Source organism: Streptosporangium sp. NPDC049046 (assembly GCF_040649155.1).
Lineage (GTDB): Bacteria > Actinomycetota > Actinomycetes > Streptosporangiales > Streptosporangiaceae > Streptosporangium.
In genome coordinates this window covers 1-18,255 of sequence record NZ_JBEZEZ010000015.1, presented here as the reverse complement: position 1 = coordinate 18,255, position 18,255 = coordinate 1, and the positions used below count along the sequence as shown (strand labels likewise).

14 protein-coding genes and 1 rRNA gene are annotated in these 18,255 nt (G+C 69.0%); 5 read left to right on the top strand and 10 right to left on the bottom strand.

Annotation, left to right across the window (positions count from 1 at the left end; genetic code table 11):
• Positions 1 to 39 precede the first annotated feature (39 nt).
• Positions 40 to 1,155, top strand: coding sequence for a globin domain-containing protein (locus tag AB0B96_RS21845; RefSeq protein ID WP_362901224.1), 1,116 nt, complete (start codon positions 40 to 42; stop codon positions 1,153 to 1,155).
• A 371-nt stretch (positions 1,156 to 1,526) separates the two neighbouring features.
• A complete protein-coding gene (locus AB0B96_RS21840; protein ID WP_350947139.1) occupies positions 1,527 to 1,856 on the top strand; it encodes a hypothetical protein in 330 nt (109 codons plus the stop codon).
• Positions 1,857 to 1,862: 6 nt separating this feature from the next.
• Here the strand turns inward: AB0B96_RS21840 and thyX are convergent, their stop codons facing one another.
• The 3 genes from thyX to AB0B96_RS21825 all read right to left on the bottom strand — a co-directional run bounded on the left by thyX (position 1,863) and on the right by AB0B96_RS21825 (position 6,268).
• The gene (gene thyX, locus AB0B96_RS21835) at positions 1,863 to 2,555 is read right to left on the bottom strand and encodes an FAD-dependent thymidylate synthase (RefSeq protein WP_362901221.1); all 693 of its coding nucleotides are present in this window, start codon (positions 2,553 to 2,555) and stop codon (positions 1,863 to 1,865) included.
• A gap of 112 nt (positions 2,556 to 2,667) precedes the next feature.
• Complete coding sequence (locus AB0B96_RS21830) at positions 2,668 to 4,005, bottom strand: amidohydrolase (protein ID WP_362901219.1); 1,338 nt, start codon at positions 4,003 to 4,005, stop codon at positions 2,668 to 2,670.
• Between the two features lie 121 nt (positions 4,006 to 4,126).
• Positions 4,127 to 6,268, bottom strand: coding sequence for an anthranilate synthase component I (locus AB0B96_RS21825; protein ID WP_362901217.1), 2,142 nt, complete (start codon positions 6,266 to 6,268; stop codon positions 4,127 to 4,129).
• Between the two features lie 388 nt (positions 6,269 to 6,656).
• On the opposite strand from AB0B96_RS21825, the gene AB0B96_RS21820 reads away from it, so the two are divergent.
• Positions 6,657 to 7,847 carry a WYL domain-containing protein gene (locus tag AB0B96_RS21820; protein WP_362901215.1) on the top strand — a complete coding sequence of 397 codons (1,191 nt, stop codon included), beginning with the start codon at positions 6,657 to 6,659 and terminating at the stop codon, positions 7,845 to 7,847.
• A gap of 133 nt (positions 7,848 to 7,980) precedes the next feature.
• Here AB0B96_RS21820 and AB0B96_RS21815 read toward each other — a convergent pair whose 3' ends face one another.
• The 4 genes from AB0B96_RS21815 to AB0B96_RS21800 all read right to left on the bottom strand — a co-directional run bounded on the left by AB0B96_RS21815 (position 7,981) and on the right by AB0B96_RS21800 (position 10,138).
• Positions 7,981 to 8,895 (bottom strand): SDR family oxidoreductase, encoded by a 915-nt coding sequence (locus tag AB0B96_RS21815; protein WP_362901213.1) that lies wholly within the window; start codon positions 8,893 to 8,895, stop codon positions 7,981 to 7,983.
• Between the two features lie 119 nt (positions 8,896 to 9,014).
• A complete protein-coding gene (locus AB0B96_RS21810) occupies positions 9,015 to 9,443 on the bottom strand; it encodes an SRPBCC domain-containing protein (RefSeq protein ID WP_362901211.1) in 429 nt (142 codons plus the stop codon).
• On the bottom strand, positions 9,436 to 9,756 hold the full coding sequence (locus AB0B96_RS21805) for a metalloregulator ArsR/SmtB family transcription factor (RefSeq protein WP_362901209.1): 321 nt from the start codon (positions 9,754 to 9,756) through the stop codon (positions 9,436 to 9,438). The genes AB0B96_RS21810 and AB0B96_RS21805 overlap by 8 nt, the downstream gene beginning before the upstream one ends.
• The gene (locus AB0B96_RS21800; protein WP_362901207.1) at positions 9,749 to 10,138 is read right to left on the bottom strand and encodes a VOC family protein; all 390 of its coding nucleotides are present in this window, start codon (positions 10,136 to 10,138) and stop codon (positions 9,749 to 9,751) included. Before AB0B96_RS21800 ends, AB0B96_RS21805 begins: the two co-directional genes overlap by 8 nt.
• Before the next feature lie 405 nt (positions 10,139 to 10,543).
• Between AB0B96_RS21800 and AB0B96_RS21795 the strand changes: the two genes are divergently transcribed.
• Together AB0B96_RS21795 and mctP are read left to right on the top strand one after the other, a co-directional pair.
• The gene (locus AB0B96_RS21795; protein ID WP_362901205.1) at positions 10,544 to 10,756 is read left to right on the top strand and encodes a DUF3311 domain-containing protein; all 213 of its coding nucleotides are present in this window, start codon (positions 10,544 to 10,546) and stop codon (positions 10,754 to 10,756) included.
• 4 nt (positions 10,757 to 10,760) lie between these two features.
• Positions 10,761 to 12,356, top strand: a complete 1,596-nt coding sequence (mctP, locus tag AB0B96_RS21790) for a monocarboxylate uptake permease MctP (RefSeq protein ID WP_362901203.1) — start codon at positions 10,761 to 10,763, stop codon at positions 12,354 to 12,356.
• Between the two features lie 57 nt (positions 12,357 to 12,413).
• On the opposite strand, the gene AB0B96_RS21785 is transcribed toward mctP, so the two are convergent.
• The 3 genes from AB0B96_RS21785 to rrf form a co-directional block, all read right to left on the bottom strand.
• Positions 12,414 to 15,734 carry a PQQ-dependent sugar dehydrogenase gene (locus AB0B96_RS21785; RefSeq protein WP_362901201.1) on the bottom strand — a complete coding sequence of 1,107 codons (3,321 nt, stop codon included), beginning with the start codon at positions 15,732 to 15,734 and terminating at the stop codon, positions 12,414 to 12,416.
• A 187-nt stretch (positions 15,735 to 15,921) separates the two neighbouring features.
• On the bottom strand, positions 15,922 to 17,097 hold the full coding sequence (locus tag AB0B96_RS21780) for a TIM barrel protein (protein ID WP_362901199.1): 1,176 nt from the start codon (positions 17,095 to 17,097) through the stop codon (positions 15,922 to 15,924).
• A 1,083-nt stretch (positions 17,098 to 18,180) separates the two neighbouring features.
• Positions 18,181 to 18,255, bottom strand: a 5S ribosomal RNA gene (gene rrf, locus AB0B96_RS21775); the annotation flags it as partial.

Sequence of the window (18,255 nt, the reverse complement as noted above, 5' to 3'; positions counted from 1 at the left end):
ATCGGACTTTGAGCCGGTCAATTAGGGTGGGTTCTTTAAATGTCTTTGAATCCGCGTCTTGTCAAGGAAAGCTTCGCCGTCGTCGAACCCGTCGCGGACAAGGCCGCGGCATACTTCTACGGGCGCCTGTTCGCCGAGAACCCGCACCTGCGGGCGATGTTCCCCCCGGCGATGGACATCCAGCGCGACCGGTTGTTCAGCGCGCTGACCAGGATCGTCTGGAGCCTGGACAGCCCTGGCGGCATGGCGTCGTTCCTCGGCCAGCTCGGCCGCGACCACCGCAAGTACGGGGTGGTCCCCGAGCACTACACCGCGGTCGGCAACGCGCTCCTCGCCACGATCCGGCGCTTCGCCGCCGAGGTCTGGAACACCGAGATCGAGGCGGCGTGGGTGGCCGCGTACACCGCCGCCGCCAATCTCATGATCGAGTCAGCCCAGTCGGACGCGGGAGTGTCGCCCGCCTGGTGGCCGGCCGAGGTGATCGACCACGAGCTCCGCACCCCGGACATCGCGGTGATCACCCTGCGGCCCGGCCAGGAACTGCCTTATGTACCCGGCCAGTACGTCAACGTGCAGACCGCGCGCTGGCCACGCGTCTGGCGCGCGTTCTCCATCGCGAACGCGCCCCGGGACGACAACACCGTCCGTCTGCACGTCCGCGCGATCACCGGTGGCTGGGTCTCCACCACGCTGGTCAGGCACACCCGGATCGGTGACACCGTGACGCTGGGCCCCGCGATCGGCACCATGGTGCCCTCCGGCTCCGGACGCGACATCCTGTGCGTGGCGGGCGGCACCGGCCTGGCCCCGATCAAGGCGATCCTGGAGCACCTGATCGACTCCGGGCGCCGCCCCAACATCCACCTGCTGTACGGAGCCCGCACGGCCGCCGAACTCTACGACCTGACCGACCTGCGGCGGATGGAGTCGGCCTGCCCGTGGCTGCGGGTGCTGCCCGTGGTCTCCGAGGAGCGAGGGTACGCCGGCATGCGGGGCCGTCTTTCCGAGGTGATGGAGCGGTTCCACTCGTGGGCCGACCACGAGGCCTATGTCTGCGGCCCGGTCGCCATGGTCAACGAGACCGTCCGCAGGCTCCAGCGGAGCGGAATGCCGCCGGCCCATATCCACCGGGACATCGTGGAGGGGGATCCTTGAGCGACATTCGCGACTAACACCCCAAATTGATCACGCAAATTTCATAGAGCACGGCGGGACGCGGCGTGACATGGCAGCATGAGGCCCGATCCGAAAGGAGATGGTCATGCACGAGGGCCCCCCTCCCAGCCCGTGCCCCCCTCTCGACCGCCACCCGCACGGACCCGTCCGCCATCATCGTCACTCGCCCGGCAGCCCGGCCGGCCCCGTCCGCCACCGTCGCCGCCCGTCCGGCCCTCCGGCCGGGACCGCCCGTCCGCACACCCTCGTCCCCGGTCCCCTCCACCGGCGGCGGCCCTCCGCGGACCGGGGTGAGCTCCCCCCTCGGCCCCCGGCCGTGTCCGCCTCGCACGTCACGGTGCTCTGAGCCGATGGCCAGACCCGTCACCCTCGTGACCTTCATGCTGCCCGCCACACTGCGCCACTGGGCGGGCGAGACCACCGAGATCCGCGTCTTCGCGATCGCCGACCGCGACGACGGACACCCCACGCTGGGCTCCGCCCTCGACATGCTCCGCCGCACGCACCCGTTCCTGGAGCAGCGACTCCGCGACGACTACGGGGGCATCCGCCGCCATATCAGCATGTTCGTCTGCGGGGAGAACGCCCGGCACCATGGCGGCCTCGACTGCGCGCTGCCTCCCGGTGCCGAGATCTTCGTCCTGCCCGTCCTCTCCCGCTCCCCGGAGACGACGGGCTGAGGCGGGCTAGGGAGCGACCCTGCCCGCTGCCGCGAAGGCCGCGTGCGTGAGGGGCATCAGCTCCGCCCAGGCCGCCTCCATCTTCTCCGCCACCATCTCGATCTCGCGCTGCGGGAACGAGGGCACCCTGGCCTGCTCGTTCTTGGTACGCAGGGACAGGAAGTGCATGAGCGAGCGCGCGTTGCAGGTGGCGTACATCGACGAGAAGAGACCGACGGGCAGCACCGCCCTGGCCACCTCCCTCGCGATCCCGGCCTCCAGCATCTCCTGGTAGGCGGCATAAGAGCTCCGGTACGACGACTCCATCACCTCGGTGACGAGCTTGTGCTGCCCGGCGTCACCGTCGGCGAAGACGTACTGCCCCGGCTTGCCCTTCTGCACCAGCTTCCGGTCGTGGCCCGGCACGTAGAAGACCGGACGAAGCTCGCGATATCTCCCGCTCTCCTCGTTGAACGACCATCCCGCCCTGTGCCGGTGGAACTCACGGAAGACGAAGATCGGAGCGCTGACGAGGAAGGTCATCGAGTTGTGCTCGAACGGACTGCCGTGCCGGTCGCGCATCAGGAAATTGATCAGCCCCTTCGAACGCTCGGGGTCCTTGCCGATCTCCTCCAGAGACTGCTCCCCGGCGGTCGACACCCGCGCGGCCCAGAGCACGTCGGTGTCGGAGGCGCTGTGCTTGACCAGCTCCACGGTCACGTCGTCAAGAAAGCGTGCCTCTGCCCCATCGCCTGTCAACTGGCTCCCCCTCATCGCACCAACAGTCGCCCCATTATTCCAGGGGCCCATCCGCCCCTGGGCCGGGCGTCCGTCACAACCGGTATATCCGGCGCGCGTTGCCGGAGCCGATCATCTGGGCCACCCGGGCCGCGTCGGCGACGCTCCACTCGCCGTCGGCCAGTCTCGCGGCGAGCGCCCCCGCCAGGCCGCGCCGGTAGTGCAGGGCGCCGAGGTGACAGGTCTCCGCCACGCCGTGGCCACCGGAACCGAACAGCTGCTTGTGGAACGGCACGAGCTCCAGCAGTTCCGCCATGACCGCCGCCGAGCCCGTGGCACTGCGGGTCAGGGCCGCCCCCACGTCGACGTAGACGTGCGGAAGGACCCCCGCCAGCCCGGCCGCCTGGCGGTGGAACGGGTGGCAGTGCAGCAGGACGACGGGGACGCCCACCGGCTGCACGGCCATGATGAAGCCGGCCACCGGCGCCGGACCCGCGTCGTGCGGGCCGGGGACACCTCCGGCGTGACCGTCGGAGGTACCGAAACCACCGTGGGCCTCGTGACCGCCGGAGGTGATCCGGCCACCGCGTCCCAGGTGAGTGTCGCGGCGCGCACCGCCGCCGGGGCGAGCGAGACCGGTGTGAAACTGCAGCGGCCGCCCGTACTCCCTGGCCACGTCGACGGCCGTCCAGAGCAGGTGGCGCAGCAGCACCTGGTCGGTGAGCCTCTCCCCGGGGCAGGCCAGCCGCCGGGTGGCCGCCGCGATCACCGCTCCCCGGCTCGGCCTGGCCGGATCGAGACGCCTGCCTGACCGGTGGGCCGTGACCGACTTCAGGGCGACCGCGCGGACGGCCCGTCCCGCGAGGTTCTGGGCGAGGGCGGAGATGTAGGAGACTCCCGAGACGGCGCTTCCCGCGACCTCCGCCTCGACCCGTTCGATGGGAACGACCCGCGCGGTCTCCGCGCCGCCCGCGTGGCCCATCTCGGCAGGTGGTAACACCTCGGGCACGCCGAAGCGGTCCCGACGATCCGGGCCACCGGGGCCCTTCGGTCCGCCCGAGTCGCCGAAACCGTCGAAAGTGTCGAAGCCGTCGAACAGGAAGGTGGCGATTCCCGCGGCGCCCAGCAGCCGCCGGTTCACCTCATCGGCGCCGAGTTCCATCCGGCGGGCCAGGTAGACGGCGGGCGGCACGTGCGGGGCGAGACCGAGGACGGGGGCGCACCAGCGGCGGACCGCGGCGCCCGCGGGGGTGTCGAAGTGGGTGGTGCCCGGCGGCGCCGGGGTTCCCGCTTCGGTGAGCAGCGTCTCGAACCGGGCCCGGGTCAGGTCGTCGCGGCGCACGCCGTGGCAGTTGTGGTCGACCAGCGGCGCCAGCAGCGCCTCCCGCACGGCGTCGGGCAACTCGACGGGCAGCACACCGTCCGACCTCATGCCCGCTCCTCCCCGCCACAGGCGTACCGGCCGAGACCGGCCCCGGTACGCCCGCGATCTCCACGACGAGGGGAACTCTAGGGTCACCCGGCGTGCTCGCCGGGCGCGAAGCACGGGTTCTTTACCCGCTCTTGCGGCAGAGCCGAAGAACGTTGGCGATGACCTTCGCTCCCGCGCCTCCCCCCGCGGTGAGGATCGACTCGGGGTGGAACTGCACCGCGAAGCGGCGTCGCTCGACGTCCTCGATCGCCATCACCGCGCCGTCCGGAGTGAACGCGGTGGCGGTGAACCCGGCGACGCCCGACTGCTTGGCGTGGACCGAATGGTAGCGGGCGGCGGTGAACTCCTCGGGGAGCCCGTCGAGCAGGGCACTCGCGCCCACCCTCCGTACCTGGCCGCGCTTGCCGTGCTCGGGGTAGGACAGCAGTTCGAGGGTGCCACCCGCGTGCTCCACCATGCCCTGCAGGCCGAGGCAGACGCCGAACACCGGTAGATCACGCTCGTAGAGGGCGCCGACCAGGGCGGGCAGGCCGAAGTCGGAGGGCCAGCCGGGGCCGGGCGACAGCACCACCAGAGAGGGGTCCAGCTCGTCGATCATCGTGACGGGGAAGCCGTGCCTGAGTGTGACGACCTCGGCGCCCTGCTGACGGAAGTAGTCGGCGAGGGTGTTGACGAAGGAGTCCTCGTAGTCGACGAGGAGCACCTTCATGCCGCTTCCCGGCAGCTCCGCGGCCGCCTTCACCTCGGTCCGCTCCTGCGGGGCCGCGCCGACCGCCGCCAGGGCGCCCAGCAGGGCACTGGCCTTGAGTTCGGTCTCCCGCTCCTCGGCCTCGGGGTCGGAGTCGAACAGCAGTGTGGCCCCGGCCCGCACGGTGGCCACGCCGCCGCGGATCTGCGCGGTGCGCAGGGTCAGGCCGGTGTTCATCGAGCCGTCGAAGCCGATGTAGCCGACCGCCCCGCCGTACCAGCGTCGCGTGGTCTCCTCGTGGTCCTCGATGAACTGCATCGCCCAGTTCTTGGGGGCTCCCGTGACGGTGACGGCCCACATGTGGGTGAGGAAGGCGTCCAGGGCGTCGAACTCGGGACGCAGCCGGCCCTCGATGTGATCGACGGTGTGGATGAGCCGGGAGTACATCTCGATCTGACGCCGGCCGATCACCTGGACCGTCCCCGGCACGCAGATGCGGGACTTGTCGTTGCGGTCCACATCGGTGCACATGGTCAGCTCCGACTCCTCCTTCACGCTGGACAGGAGGGTCCGGATCGCGTCGGCGTCCTCGATGGGGTTGCCGCCTCGGGCGATGGTGCCGGAGATGGGACAGGTCTCGACGCGGTCGCCGCTGACCCGGACGTACATCTCCGGTGAGGCACCGACCAGGTGCTCGCCCTCGCCGAGGTTGAACAGGAACTCGTACGGCGCCGGATTCACCGTGCGCAGTCCCCGGTAGAAGGCGGCCGGGTCGGTGCAGGGGGCGTGGAAGACCTGGCCTGGGACGACCTCGAACAGGTCACCGCGGACGAACTTCTCCTTGGCCGCGGCCACGACCTTGGCGTAGGAGCCCTTCTCCGGGTCGGCGGGAAGCTCGGACGGGAGCGCGGGCAGCGGCACGACCTCCCCCTCGCGCTCGAGCCCGTGGGTGGATACGCCGTCCACGGTGAACTCGTAGCGGAACTCCTTGCTGGTCTCCCTCTTGCGGTCGATCACCATCACCCGGTCGGGCAGGTGGAGCACGAGGTCACGCTGGTCGGCGGCCCGGGTCAGGACCTGCCTGATCGGCTCGAACTGGAAGGCCAGGTCGTAGCCGAAGGAGCCGTACAGGCCCAGATGCTCGTTCTCTCCCTTGAAAACGGCGATGACCTCGCGGATCGCGGTGAAAACGGTGGGGCGGCGGCTGCGCATCTCCTCGGGGAGGATGTCCTCCGACTCCGCCACGTAGACCTCGACGAGATCGGCCGTCGGCTCCTCGACGGGCTTGCCGGCCGCCAGCAGGCAGGACACGACGGCGGGCAGGACCACCCTGCCCCGGGCGTTCAGCGCGCGGGCGGAGATCCTGCGTCCCCTGGCCACGATCTCCAGGCAGGGGTCGACATAGGCGAGGTGCCATCGGCTGTAGCGGCCCGGATACTCCATCCCGGAAGAGAGCACTCCGCCACGGCGCTCGCCGAGCGTCGTGACGACGTCCTCAAGCACCGTCTCGGGCACGTCGGACGCGGTGACCTCGACCCCTATGCCGCCGGCGGTGGTATATCGGCTCGTCTCCACTGCGGTATCGCCCCTCTTGTTTCCCTGATGCCCTGAGGGGGCGGACACAGAAAAGGCCACCTCCCCGGGCGGCCGTTTGTCTGCTCGCGAATGCGAAACCTGCGCCGCCTAGAAGCGGCGCCACCACTGAAGGGTAATCGGGTGTCGCATGTGGCCAGAGTACCGGCGGCAACCGCGATCATGCAACGTGACGCGGTGGCGGGTCCTCGACGCTCCACAGGGGCCAAAAACCCCATGAAACCTATGCAAAAGACTCGCGGCTCGACACCCGGCCGGATTGTCCGCCGGGTCGTCGCCCGGTCCGGCTCCACCCGCCACCCGCTCCCCTTCCGGCCGTCACCGTCACCGTCACCGTCACCGTCACCGTCACCGGGGCTAGGGTCGGAGGGTGCGTGCGGCCAGGTTGATGTCGTTGGTCCTGTTGCTCCAGGGCCGGGGCGGGATGACCGCGGCGGAGCTCTCCCGGGAACTGGAGGTCTCCGAGCGGACCGTCCACCGTGACGTGCTGGCCCTTTCCGAGGCCGGCGTGCCGGTGTACGCCGACCGCGGGCGAGGTGGCGGCTACCGGCTGCTTGACGGATACCGCACCCGTCTCACCGGCCTTGACCGGGCCGAGGCGGAAGCACTGTTCCTGTCGGGGGTTCCCCAGGCCCTGCGGGAGATGGGGCTGAGCGAGGTGGCGGCCACGGCGCGGCTGAAAGCCGCGGCCGCGCTCTCTCCCGGCCTCCGCGACGCCCCCGCGACCGCGGCCCAGCGCTTCCACCTGGACGCCCCCGGCTGGTTCGCGAGCGAGCGGCCTCCGCCGCAGGCGCTGGCGCCCCTGGCCAGAGCGGTGTGGGGCGATCACCCGGTCACCGCCCTCTACCGGCGTGCCGCGCGCCACCGCCCTGGCGAACAGACAGGGCCATCGGGCGAGACCATGAAGACCGGGCGGATCGGGCGCCCCGAAGACACCGGGCGGAGTGAGCGTGACAGGCCGAGCGGAGGGACCGAGCAGTCCGGGGACCACGGGCGGACCGAGCGCGACGGACAGGCCGGGGACGCAGAGCAGACCGCGGACACCCGGCAGGCCGGCACCGCCCGGCGCCTGGAGCCGTACGGGCTCGTGTTGAAGGCGGGAGTCTGGTACCTGGCGACCCGGTTCGCCATCTACCGGGTCGACCGCTTCGACGAGGTCCAGATCCACTCGGACCTGCGCTTCGAGCGGGACGGCGCCTTCGACCTCGCCGCCTTCTGGACGGAGCGGGTGGCGCGGTTCGCCGGGTCCCTGCTCACCACGCACGTCACCGTACGGCTCAGTCCCGCCGGCCGCCGCGCGCTCCCCTCCGTCGCCGATCCCGCCGCTCTCGACGCCGCCCTGGCCTCCGCCGGCGAGCCCGACGAGCAGGGGTGGGTCACGTTCCGCCTGCCCGTCGAGTCGCCGGAGGTCGCCTACGCCCAGATCCTCGGTTTCGGCCCGGAGGCCGAGGTCGTCGACCCACCCGGCCTCCGGGCCCGCCTCGCCGAGGCCGCGGTCCGCCTGCACGGCCTGTACTCCGCTCCCCGCTCCTCCGATGACACCGGCACGCCGGACCGTTGACCTCTCACGACGATTCCAATCTCGGGAGCACTGCCCCCTCGCGACGGGCCCGGCCTTCGAACCGCTGACCTCTTACGCCCCCCTGGGGCCGCTGATCCCTCACGGCGGGCCGAACCGGCGGTCGCGGCGCCGGTCAGCGGTAGCCGGTGGCGTCGGCGGGTTTCCCCTTGCTCTCGACCTCCTCGATGTAGCGCCAGGCGTCCGGCCTGCTGCCGTCGACGTCGGTGAAGCCGTACACCTGGGCGAGTTGCCCGCTGGACACCGACTGCCCCGACCAGCGCATCCGGTCCTCGTCGGCGGCGAGGGCGACGACCGCGCGACCGGTGTAGGCGGGTGTCTCGGAGATCACGAAATGCGGCTGTTTGGCAGTGGCGTCCCGCCAGTTCTCCTCGGTGACGCCGAAGAGTTCCAGCATGTTCTCCGACCTGAGCCAGCCGGGGGTGAGCGAGATCGCGGCGCAGCCGTGCGGGCGCAACTCGTGACCCTGGATGAACGCCAGGCGGTTCACCGAGATCTTGGCCAGGTCGTAGAAGGCCGAGAGCCGGTAGTTGGAAATGTTGTACTCCAGGGTGCCGTCGGTCACCTCGATCACCATGCCCCCGGGATTCTCGATCAGCAGGGGCAGGGCGTGGTGGCTGGTGATGAGGTGAGTGTCCACCGCCAGCCGGAGGATGCGCAGACCGTCGTCGAGAGAGTGTTTCCAGACGGGGACGTGCCACTCGGTGAGCGAGTCGGAGCCCCAGACGTCGTTGACCAGGATGTCGAGTTTGCCCTGCTCGTTGCTGATCCGTTCCACCAGGAGGCGCACCTGCTCCGACTCCAGGTGATCCACCTGGACCGCGACGCCCCGCCCACCGGCACGGGTCACCAGCTCGGCCGTCTCCTCGATGGTCTCCGGGCGGCCCATTTCCGAGCGTCGTGCCCGCGTGCTCCTCCCGGTGCAGTAGACCGTGGCACCGGCCGCGCCCAGCTCCACCGCGATGCCCCGCCCGGTCCCCCTCGTCGCCCCCGCGACCAGGGCGACCTTCCCTTCCAGCGCTCTTGTCATGAGATCAGCGTGACGCGAAAACAGGACATCCTCTGTCATGTTTTCGCGCCACGCCTGCCGAAGAACGCGACAACCGAAACGGCCGGGGGAAAGCGAAGGAACGTGGCGCCCGGCCGGGATCAGCCGGTCGCCAGCGCCTCCTCCAGTGCACGGAGGACGTGCGAGCGCCACCCCCCATCGAGGATGGCGCGCGTGCGCCGCTGGATGGGATCGTCGGGGTCGAACCCGGCGTGCTCCAGGAACAGCCGGGTGCCGCGCCCTTCGGGTTCCAGCCTCCAGACCACTGTGGTGTCCAGCCTCCCGCCCCTCCAGGACAGGCGCAGCAGGCGTTCCGGCTCCAGGTCGAGGACCTCGCAGTGCACGACGCCGTCGAAGCCGTGTTTCGGTTTCGGCTCGGTCCTGAAGGTGAACCGGTGACCGACGACCGGCTTGAAGTCGTTGGGCATCAGCCAGCGCGCCAGCAGGTCGGTGTCGGTGAGCGCCCGCCAGACCCGCGCGGGCGGGTGGGCGAGATACTGATCGGTCTGGATCAGGGTCGGGTCAGTCATCGTCCTCGGCGTCCAGAAGGTCACGAAGGCTGGAGAGTCTCTCCCGCCAGAACCGCTCGTACGGCGTGAGCCACTCCGACATCTCTCGCAGCGGCTCGGAGTTCAACGAGTACAGCCGCTGCCGACCGGCCCTGCGCTCGACCACCAGGCCGGCGTCCTTGAGTACCTTGAGATGCTCCGACAGACTCGGCCGGCGCATGTCGAAGTGGCTGGCCAGTTCCTGGACCGGCTGCGGGCCACCGTCCAGGAGCAGGCCGAGCAACCGGCGCCTGGTGGGGTTGGCCACCGCGGCGAACACATCCGTCTCAGCCACCGGCGGACACGTTCACCACGGTGGTCTGCAACACGATCCCGTTGCCGTCGGGGTCGTCGAAGGTGACGTACCGCCCCCACGGCGACTGCTGGATGCCCCCCTCGATCGCCACCCCGCGGCCGCTCAACTCCGCCACGTCACCGTCGAGGTCGTCGGTCTCAAGCACCAGGCCCTTGAGCGAGCCTGGCGACATGGTGTCGAACCAGGTGACGAGCGTGATGGCGGTGTCGGCGCCCTTGGGAGCCACCTGCACCCATCGCCGATCGGGCCCCATCGGATTGTCGGAGACGAGATCGAAGCCGAGCGTGCCGACGTAGAAGTTCTTCGCCCGCTCCTGGTCGGCGACGGGCAGGGAGAGCAACTGGATGTGTGTGATGGTCATGCCCCAAGAATAGGTAGGAGATTTCCTACCAGTCAAACGATGACCGGTAACCGCTGCGGCGCCCACGACAGGAAGGACCCATTCGCGCCACATGGGAGGCGGGAGGCGAGAGGCGGCCAATCCTGCCTGTACGCCTTTACGAAATGCACTCCATATTGTCAAGGAAGCCGCGCCGAGAGGTCGGCGATCGGTGGGATACCGGCGGCGAAGTGAAGGACTCGGAGACGTACGACGCCCGCGACCTGGCCTGGAACCTCGGCGGCGGGGCCGAGCCACCGTTCGTCGCGCCACACGTGCCACTCGGCGCTCGGTGACCCGAATGGAACGGCGGCGTAATTACGCTGCCGGTCAGCCGAAGGGGATATCCCTGCCCGGGCGTCCATTCTCCAGCTCAAGGAGACCGCGTTGACCACTCCAAACGGGGACCGGAGCGATCGCAGCCCATGGAACTGGCTGCTTATCGTGCCGATCATCCTACCTTTGCTCCCGCTTCTCTACAATTCCGATGAACCCCGGCTTTTCGGTTTCCCGATGTTCTACTGGCTCCAGCTCGCCTTCATCGCGATCGGTGTCACGTGCACCTCGATCGTGTACCGGATGACGAAGCGGCGGCGGTGACCCGATGGAAGCCCACCTGACAGAGATCATCATCTTCTCCGTGCTGTTCCTGGTGGTCAGCGGCATGGGATTCGTGGCCGCGCGCTGGCGCCGCCCGGAGAACCTGGCCAGCCTCGACGAGTGGGGACTCGGCGGCCGCAACTTCGGCTCGTGGGTCACCTGGTTCCTGGTCGGCGGCGACCTCTACACCGCCTACACCTTCGTGGCCGTACCCGCCCTGCTCTGGGGGGCGGGCGCGATGGGCTTCTTCGCGGTGCCGTACACCATCGTGGTCTACCCGATCGTGTTCCTGGTGCTGATCCGCCTCTGGTCGGTCTCGCACGTGCACGGCTTCGTCACCCCGGCCGACTTCGTCCGGGCCAGGTTCGGCTCCCCCACCCTCGCGCTGCTGGTCGCGATCACCGGCATCGTCGCGACGATGCCCTACATCGCGCTTCAGCTCGTCGGCATCGAGGCCGTGTTGAAGTCGATGGGGGTGACCGGTCATCTGCCGATCATCATCGCGTTCGCGATCCTGGCCGCGTACACCTACCAGTCGGGCCTGCGCGCGCCCGCGCTGATCGCGTTCGTCAAGGACACGCTGATCTACATCGTGATCCTGGTCGCGATCTTCGCGATCCCCGCCCAGATCGAGGGCGGCTGGTCGGGCATCTTCGACGCCGCCCAGGCCAAGTTCGACGCCAGCGCCGCACCCGGCGACGGGATCCTGCTCAACGCGAACAACCAGCTGCAGTACGTCACGCTCGCCCTGGGCTCGGCGCTCGCGCTGTTCCTCTATCCGCACAGCGTCACCGGCATCCTCGCCTCCAGGAACCGCGACGTGATCAAGCGGAACATGTCGGCGCTCCCCGCCTACAGCCTGCTGCTCGGCCTGATCGCCCTGCTGGGCTTCATGGCCATCGCGGCCGGGATCCAGCCCATCGGCACCGACAACAACACGATCGTGCCCCAGCTGTTCGACAGGATGTTCCCCGACTGGTTCACCGGCGTCGCCTACGCCGCGATCGGCATCGGCGCGCTGGTCCCCGCGGCCATCATGTCCATCGCCGCGGCGAACCTGTTCACTCGCAACATCTACAAGGAGTATCTGAACCGGGACGCGAGCGACGCCGACGAGGCCCGCGTCTCCAAGATCACCTCGCTGCTCGTCAAGGTCGGCGCGGTGCTGTGCATCCTGTTCCTGGATACCGGCTTCTCCATCGACCTGCAGCTCATCGGCGGTGTCATCATCCTGCAGACGCTCCCGTCGGTGGCGCTCGGCCTCTACACCCGCTGGTTCCACCGGGGCGGCCTGATCGCCGGCTGGGTGGCCGGCATGGGGGCCGGGATGCTCCTGCTCTACAACATCGGCAACCCGGCCACCGGCAAGCTGCACTTCGCGGGGTCGGCGTTCCCGCTGGAGAAGCTGGGACTGGACACCAAGATGACGATCTACGCGGGCATCCTCGCCCTCGCGGTCAACCTCGCCGTCGCCGCGCTCGGTACCGTCATCGCGCGTTCCGCCAGGATGGCCGAGGGCGACGACTCCACCAAGCCCGACCACTACTTCGCCGACGAGGGCGATCCCAGGATCAAGGACCTGGACCTCAGCGCCCCCTGACACCTGCACGCCGAACGCGGGGGGAGAGCCGGTCGGGCCCTCCCCCCGCGCCCCGCGTCAGCCGCCGGCCGGGGCGCGCAGCTGCGCGATCAGCGCCTGCCCGTCCCGTACGAGCACGTCACGCGCCTTCGTGTCGGGCACCCAGAGCTCACGCTGGGCGAGCTTCACGAAGACCTCCAGCGAGGCGATCGCGGCGTTCTTCCTCCCAGCCTCCGCGTGCTTCGTAGCCTGGTCGAGCTGGACATCGAGGACGCCGCCCCGCGCCGAGCCCTCCGCCTTGAAGCGGTCGAGGAGTTTGCGCACGTCGGCGAAGGAGGTTGTGACCTCGAACGCGACGGTCTGCTTCGTGACGTGCCCCGCCTTGTCCTTCGCGGTGACGGTCAGCGTGTGCGTGCCGAGCGCCAGCTTCGACAGGGCGATCGCCTTGCCGGAGACCACCTCCAGGTCACCGATGGCCGCCGTCACACTCGCCACTCCCGAGGCCGCGTCGGACGCCGAGAAGACGGGCGTGATGAACGCGGAGTCGCCGTACTTGCCCGGCTCCACCCCGCTCACCGACAGGACCGGGGCGGTCTTGTCGATCTTCGCCGTGACGGTGCCGATCTGCGAGACGTTGCCCGCGTTGTCGGTCGCCCGGTAGCGCACCTCGAGAGCGCCCTCCGCGCTCAGGGTGACCGGGTTGTTGGCGTTCAGCCACGTCGTACCGCCGTTGAGCGAGTACTGCCTGCTCGCCACCGTGCCGTTGTCGGTCGCGGTGACCGTCAGCGTGACGTTCCCGGTGTACCAGCCGTTCTCCCCGCCCGGCTGGGCCGGGGCGAGCGTGGCCGACACGGTCGGGGGCGTCTTGTCGGCGACACCGTCACCCTGGAAGGTGAACCCGTCGACCTCCACGCCGCCGGTCGAGGTGACGTAGAGCTCGCCGCTGCCGGTCGGGGCACCGGTGAGCGCGGTCTCCACACTCTGCCAGCCCGATCCTGCCGGCACGGTGACGGTGGCGAACGGCTCCGCCGTCTCCGAACCCCATCGCAGGGAGAGCGTTCCCGCACCGGAGGCGCGGGTCTTCACACTGGTGATACCGGCGAAGTTCACCGGGTCGTACGAGATCCAGTCACCGGCGTCGAACGACGTGATCTTCGCCCTGCCGGACGCGCTCGCGTCCTCCACCTTGGTCACACCGCTGCTCGCGTCGGCGTGCTCGGCCTGCAGCTCCTTGGGGTTGAGGATGAGCGTGGCGTCACCGACCGCCCCGGGGATGTCACCGGCGCCGTTGTCCCGGTAGCTCACGACGACGACGCCGAAGATGTTCTCGGTCTCACCGTGCTCGGGGGCGTCGGCCGGTGTCGGCCACGCGCCCGAGCATCCGGAACCGAGGGTCTCCGGGTGCGCGTGCGTGTCGTGACCGAGGCCGAAGGTCCACTGCACCCGGCTGCACACCGGGTTGTCGCCGTCCTCCTTGTCGGAGACCTTGATCTGGAACGGCACCGCGTCGCCCCAGTTGAAGAAGGAGCCGTTCCCCGGCGCCTGGATGGTCACCTCGGGCGCGGTGTTGCCCACGGTGATCTCGGTGGAGGTGAGCCCGAACTTGCCCTGCGCGTCGGTCACGCGGAGCCTGGCGACGTACTGCCCGAGCGCGGGGTAGGTGTGCGAGGCCGTCACACCGGTGGCGTCGAAGGTCCCGTCGCCGTCGAAGTCCCACTCGTAGGTCAGCGGGCCCGGCTCGGCGTCGGTCGACGAGGCCGCGCTGAAGTCGACGGCGAGAGGCGCGGTGCTACCCGACGACGGCTTGGCGACGATCTTCGCCTGCGGGGTCTTGTTCCCCTCGGCGTAGTCGATGCGGTACAGACCCGAGTCGGGGTTGGCACGGAAGAAGCCGTCGCCGTAGTCGAGCACGTACAGCGACCCGTCGGGGCCGAACTCGATGTCTATCGGGCTGTCGGTGATCGGCATCACCGCCGCGTTCAGCGCGCTGTTGGGCAGGAAGTGTTCGAGCTTGGTCACCGGCCCGCCGGGCCCCGCCAGGGTGAACGCCGCGAGATAGTCCTGCGAGAACTCGGCGAAGAAGAACTTCTTGTCCCAGTACGCGGGGAACTTCGTCGTCGAGGGGTTCGCCGCGTCGTAGTGGTAGACGGGACCCCCCATCGGTCCCTGGCCGCCCGCGGGCTCGAAGTCGGTGAGCCCGGCCCATTCCGCGGGCTGGTGGGTGTTGTTGTCACCGTAGTAGAGGGTGGCCGGGGTCGCGGGCGGCAGCTTGTCCACGCCGGTGTTCCAGCGGGAGGTGTTCACCGGCCCCGCCGCGCAGTCGAACCACTCGCGCGGTGTCGCGGTCGCGAAGTTCCAGTCGTTGTAGTTGAAGTGGTTTCCCGTGCAGTAGGGCCAGCCGCCGTTCATCGGCTTGTCGATGGGGGTGACGTCCCACTCGACGTAGCCCAGGGGTCCCCGGGCGGGATCGGGCGCCCCGGCGTCGGGACCGTAGTCGCCCCAGGAGACCGTGCCGGTCACGTCGTCGACGTCCATGCGGAAGGGATTCCGCAGCCCCGTCACGAAGATCTCGGGACGGGTCTTGGCCGTTCCCGGCGGGAAGAGGTTGCCCGCCGGGACGGTGTAGGAGCCGTCCTCCTTCACGGTGATCCGCAGGATCTTGCCGCGCAGGTCGTTGCTGTTGCCCGCGCCACGCCGCGAGTCCAGTCCGGGGTTCATCCCCGGGGCGTCGTTGTTGGGCGCCATACCGTTGGCGCCGGGCGTACCCGCGGGCGTGTTGTCGCCGGTGGCGAGGTAGAGGTTGCCCTCGGCGTCCCAGTCCATGTCGCCCGCGACATGGCAGCACTGCCCGCGCTGCACCTCGACCTTGATGATCACCTGCTCGGTGGACAGGTCCAGCGCGTCACCGGTCCACTTGAACCGTGACAGCTGGTTGTAGCCCTTCCACTGGTCCCAGTACGACTCGTCCGCGCCCGCGGGCAGCGAGTTGGGCGCGGAACCGGTGGGGGTCGTCTCCGGGTACGGGGCCGTCATCGTCTTCGGCGCGTAGTAGACGTAGACCCACTTGTTCTCGGCGAACCCGGGGTCGATCGCGATCGTCTGGAGGCCGTCCTCGGAGTTCGCGTAGACGGGGATCGTGTTAATGATCTTGGTGATACCGGTGGCGCCGTCGGTCAGGCGGATGTCACCGTTGCGGGCGGTGTGCAGGACTCTGCTGTCCGGCAGGACCGCCATGTCGATCGGCTCGCCGACGTTCTTGGTCAGCGTGATCTTCTCGTAGTTCGACCAGTTCGTGGCCGCGTCCTGGAGCTGGGCCTGTGCGGGGGCGGCACTGGGCACCGCCAGGGGAAACAGCAGGGCGGCCAGTGCTCCGCCGAGCATGGCGCGGGTAAGCTTCAACTTCCTGAGCCTCTTCTTCAGGGGGGTATCAGGACATGGCGGGCCGCCACGCGTGCCGCGGCAACGGCTTCGATCACGTGGCGGTCCGCCGAACCCTCCGGATCCGCTGGATCCTTCCTCGGGTTCTTCCTCGGATTCTTCTTCGAGGTGTGTGCTCTGAGGTGCGGTTAAGGTATGCGCCGAACTCTCAGTGACGGCGCAGGGCGGAGAGGTTCTGGTAGCTCAGGTCGGCGTACTGGAGCGAGCGGCCCGGCTCGGCGGTCCCGCCTGGCGCGTTGTCCTGCTCGTACATCGGGTTATGGCGCTTCTCGATGTCCAGCTTGGAGAAGAAGGCCTGGTAGTCGATGTCACCGGTTCCGAACGGCACCATGTCGTAGCCGTTGGCGGTGGCACTGGACTTCCCGTCCTTGGCGTGGAACAGCGGGAACCGCTTGTCGTTCTGCTTCACGAGCTTCAGGGGGTCGAAGATGTCGGTCCGGGTCTTGCCGTTGTGCGCGACGTACTCGCGGTGCTTGTACTGCGCCACGTGCGCCCAGTAGATGTCCAGCTCGAGATAGACGTCCCTGCGGTTGGTGATCTCCAGGAAGTACTCCAGCTTCCGGACGCCCGACGAGCGGGTGGGCCGACCCAGCTCGTCGAGGGGTCCCTCGTCGAGAAGGAAGCTGTAGGCCGCGTCGTGGTTGTGCGTGTACAGCTTGAGACCGGCGGCCGAGGCGAGCGCGCCGAGACCGTTCCACTTCTGGGCGGCGAGGTCCCAGTCCGCCTTGTAGGCGCTGTTGGTCGGGTCGCTGCCGGTGCCCACGTGCTCCATGCCGAGGATGTTGGCGATCTCCAGCGTCCTCTTGAAGCGGTCGAGATCGGCCTGGGTGAGCGGCCAGGAGCTGGGAATGAAGCCGTGGTTGCCCTGGGCCTTGAGTCCGTTGTCGTCGAGCCACCGGCGCAGCAGCCGGGCACCCTCGACGGTCTCCAGGTCGGCTCCGCCCTCCGCGTTCGCGTGCTGGCGGTAGCCGGCGAACTCCACCTGCTTGTAGCCGATCCGCGAGAGCTCCTCGAACACGCGCCGGAAGCCCGCCGGCAGGTTCATCGCCGGGTCGCGGGAGACGACGTCACGGACCGTGTAGAGGATGATGCCCCGCTTCGCCTCCGGCACCAGGGCGTCCTGGTGACCGTGGCCGTGGCCCTTCCCGCGCTCCTGGTCGCCGTCGGGGGACGCGTACGCGGCCGACGCGAGCGGACCCACCGCCGACATGGCGGCCACCGCGGTGACCCCCGTCGTGGCGGCGAGGAACTGGCGGCGGTTCAGCCCGAGCCTGCGGCGCAGCGCGCCCGCGATCTCGTCGGTCTCTTCTTCGTGTGCACTCATGTTTTCCTACCTTCGTGTGGGTGGATGGAGCCCTGCGGTCCCCGATGCCTCAGCCGGGTGACCACCGACTCCCTTCCGCCGCAGGCCCCGGCCCCCACCCGCGGGTCGCCTCTTCGAGGAGATCCGCCTGCGGACGCCGCCGGCCGACTCACTTCGTCCTCTCGGTGGTGTGCAGAGAACTTGGCGTGGAAGTTACGCGTCTTCTGCACCTTTTGGAAGAACTTTTGCCATGATCACTTGAACTTTCTACGACGGACGACCAAAGTCCTTCCGGGGTGGAGCCGTACCGGACACGCTCCCATACACCCCCGATCGAGAGATCTTGCCTGATCAGGCGGGGTGGCCACGCGCGGAACGTCGCAATAGACTCGGTTTGTAACAATATGGGCAAACGGCCCTACGAGGCACTCCAGAGACGCCCCTCCCCTGGAGCCGTCACGCGACTCGACCTGCGTCTCGCCGGTCACTCCCACCCCACCCCGACACGGGTGATCACAGAACGTATTGAGCGGTGACTTCGGTCGGCCACGCTGAAACTTCTGTCAAATTTGACAAAAGTAGCTGACCGTAGGGGGCTCAAGGCCGAGGGGAACCGATCATCCCGGCGAGGAGAACGAAGAAAGGAGAACACCACCCCGCCGCGCGCCTCAGCGTAGGTCGAGCATCGCTTCCCGATCATGAGCATCGCCGCGACGATCACGCTTCGGCTGGTGCATGAACAGCGGCCGGCTCTCCGTGACACGCTCGGCGAGCTCCACGCCCAGGGTTGCGCATCGAGGGTTTCGTCGTACTCAGGCGGGCCCGGTGCCGACCGTCAGAACGTGACGCCCGTGAAGCGAAAGCGGCTTCGTCTCACAGAACCCCTTCGCCTCGCAGAGGCCCGGGAACTTCCCCGGAGTCCTTGCCTCTGCCGGCCTGGAACGTGGAGGCTCGGGAGTCCCGGCCTTCGACGTCTGGAGGTTCGGAACACCGCTTGAGCGCCGCTGGACCGCCCTCGGGACCCCGCTGGGCATCGCTTGAAAAAGGCCCTGGAAAGCACGAAAGGGCCCCCACCAAACGGTGAGAGCCCTTTCATGAAAGATTGTCCGGCGGTGACCTACTCTCCCACACCGTCCCCGGTGCAGTACCATCGGCGCTGAAGAGCTTAACTTCCGGGTT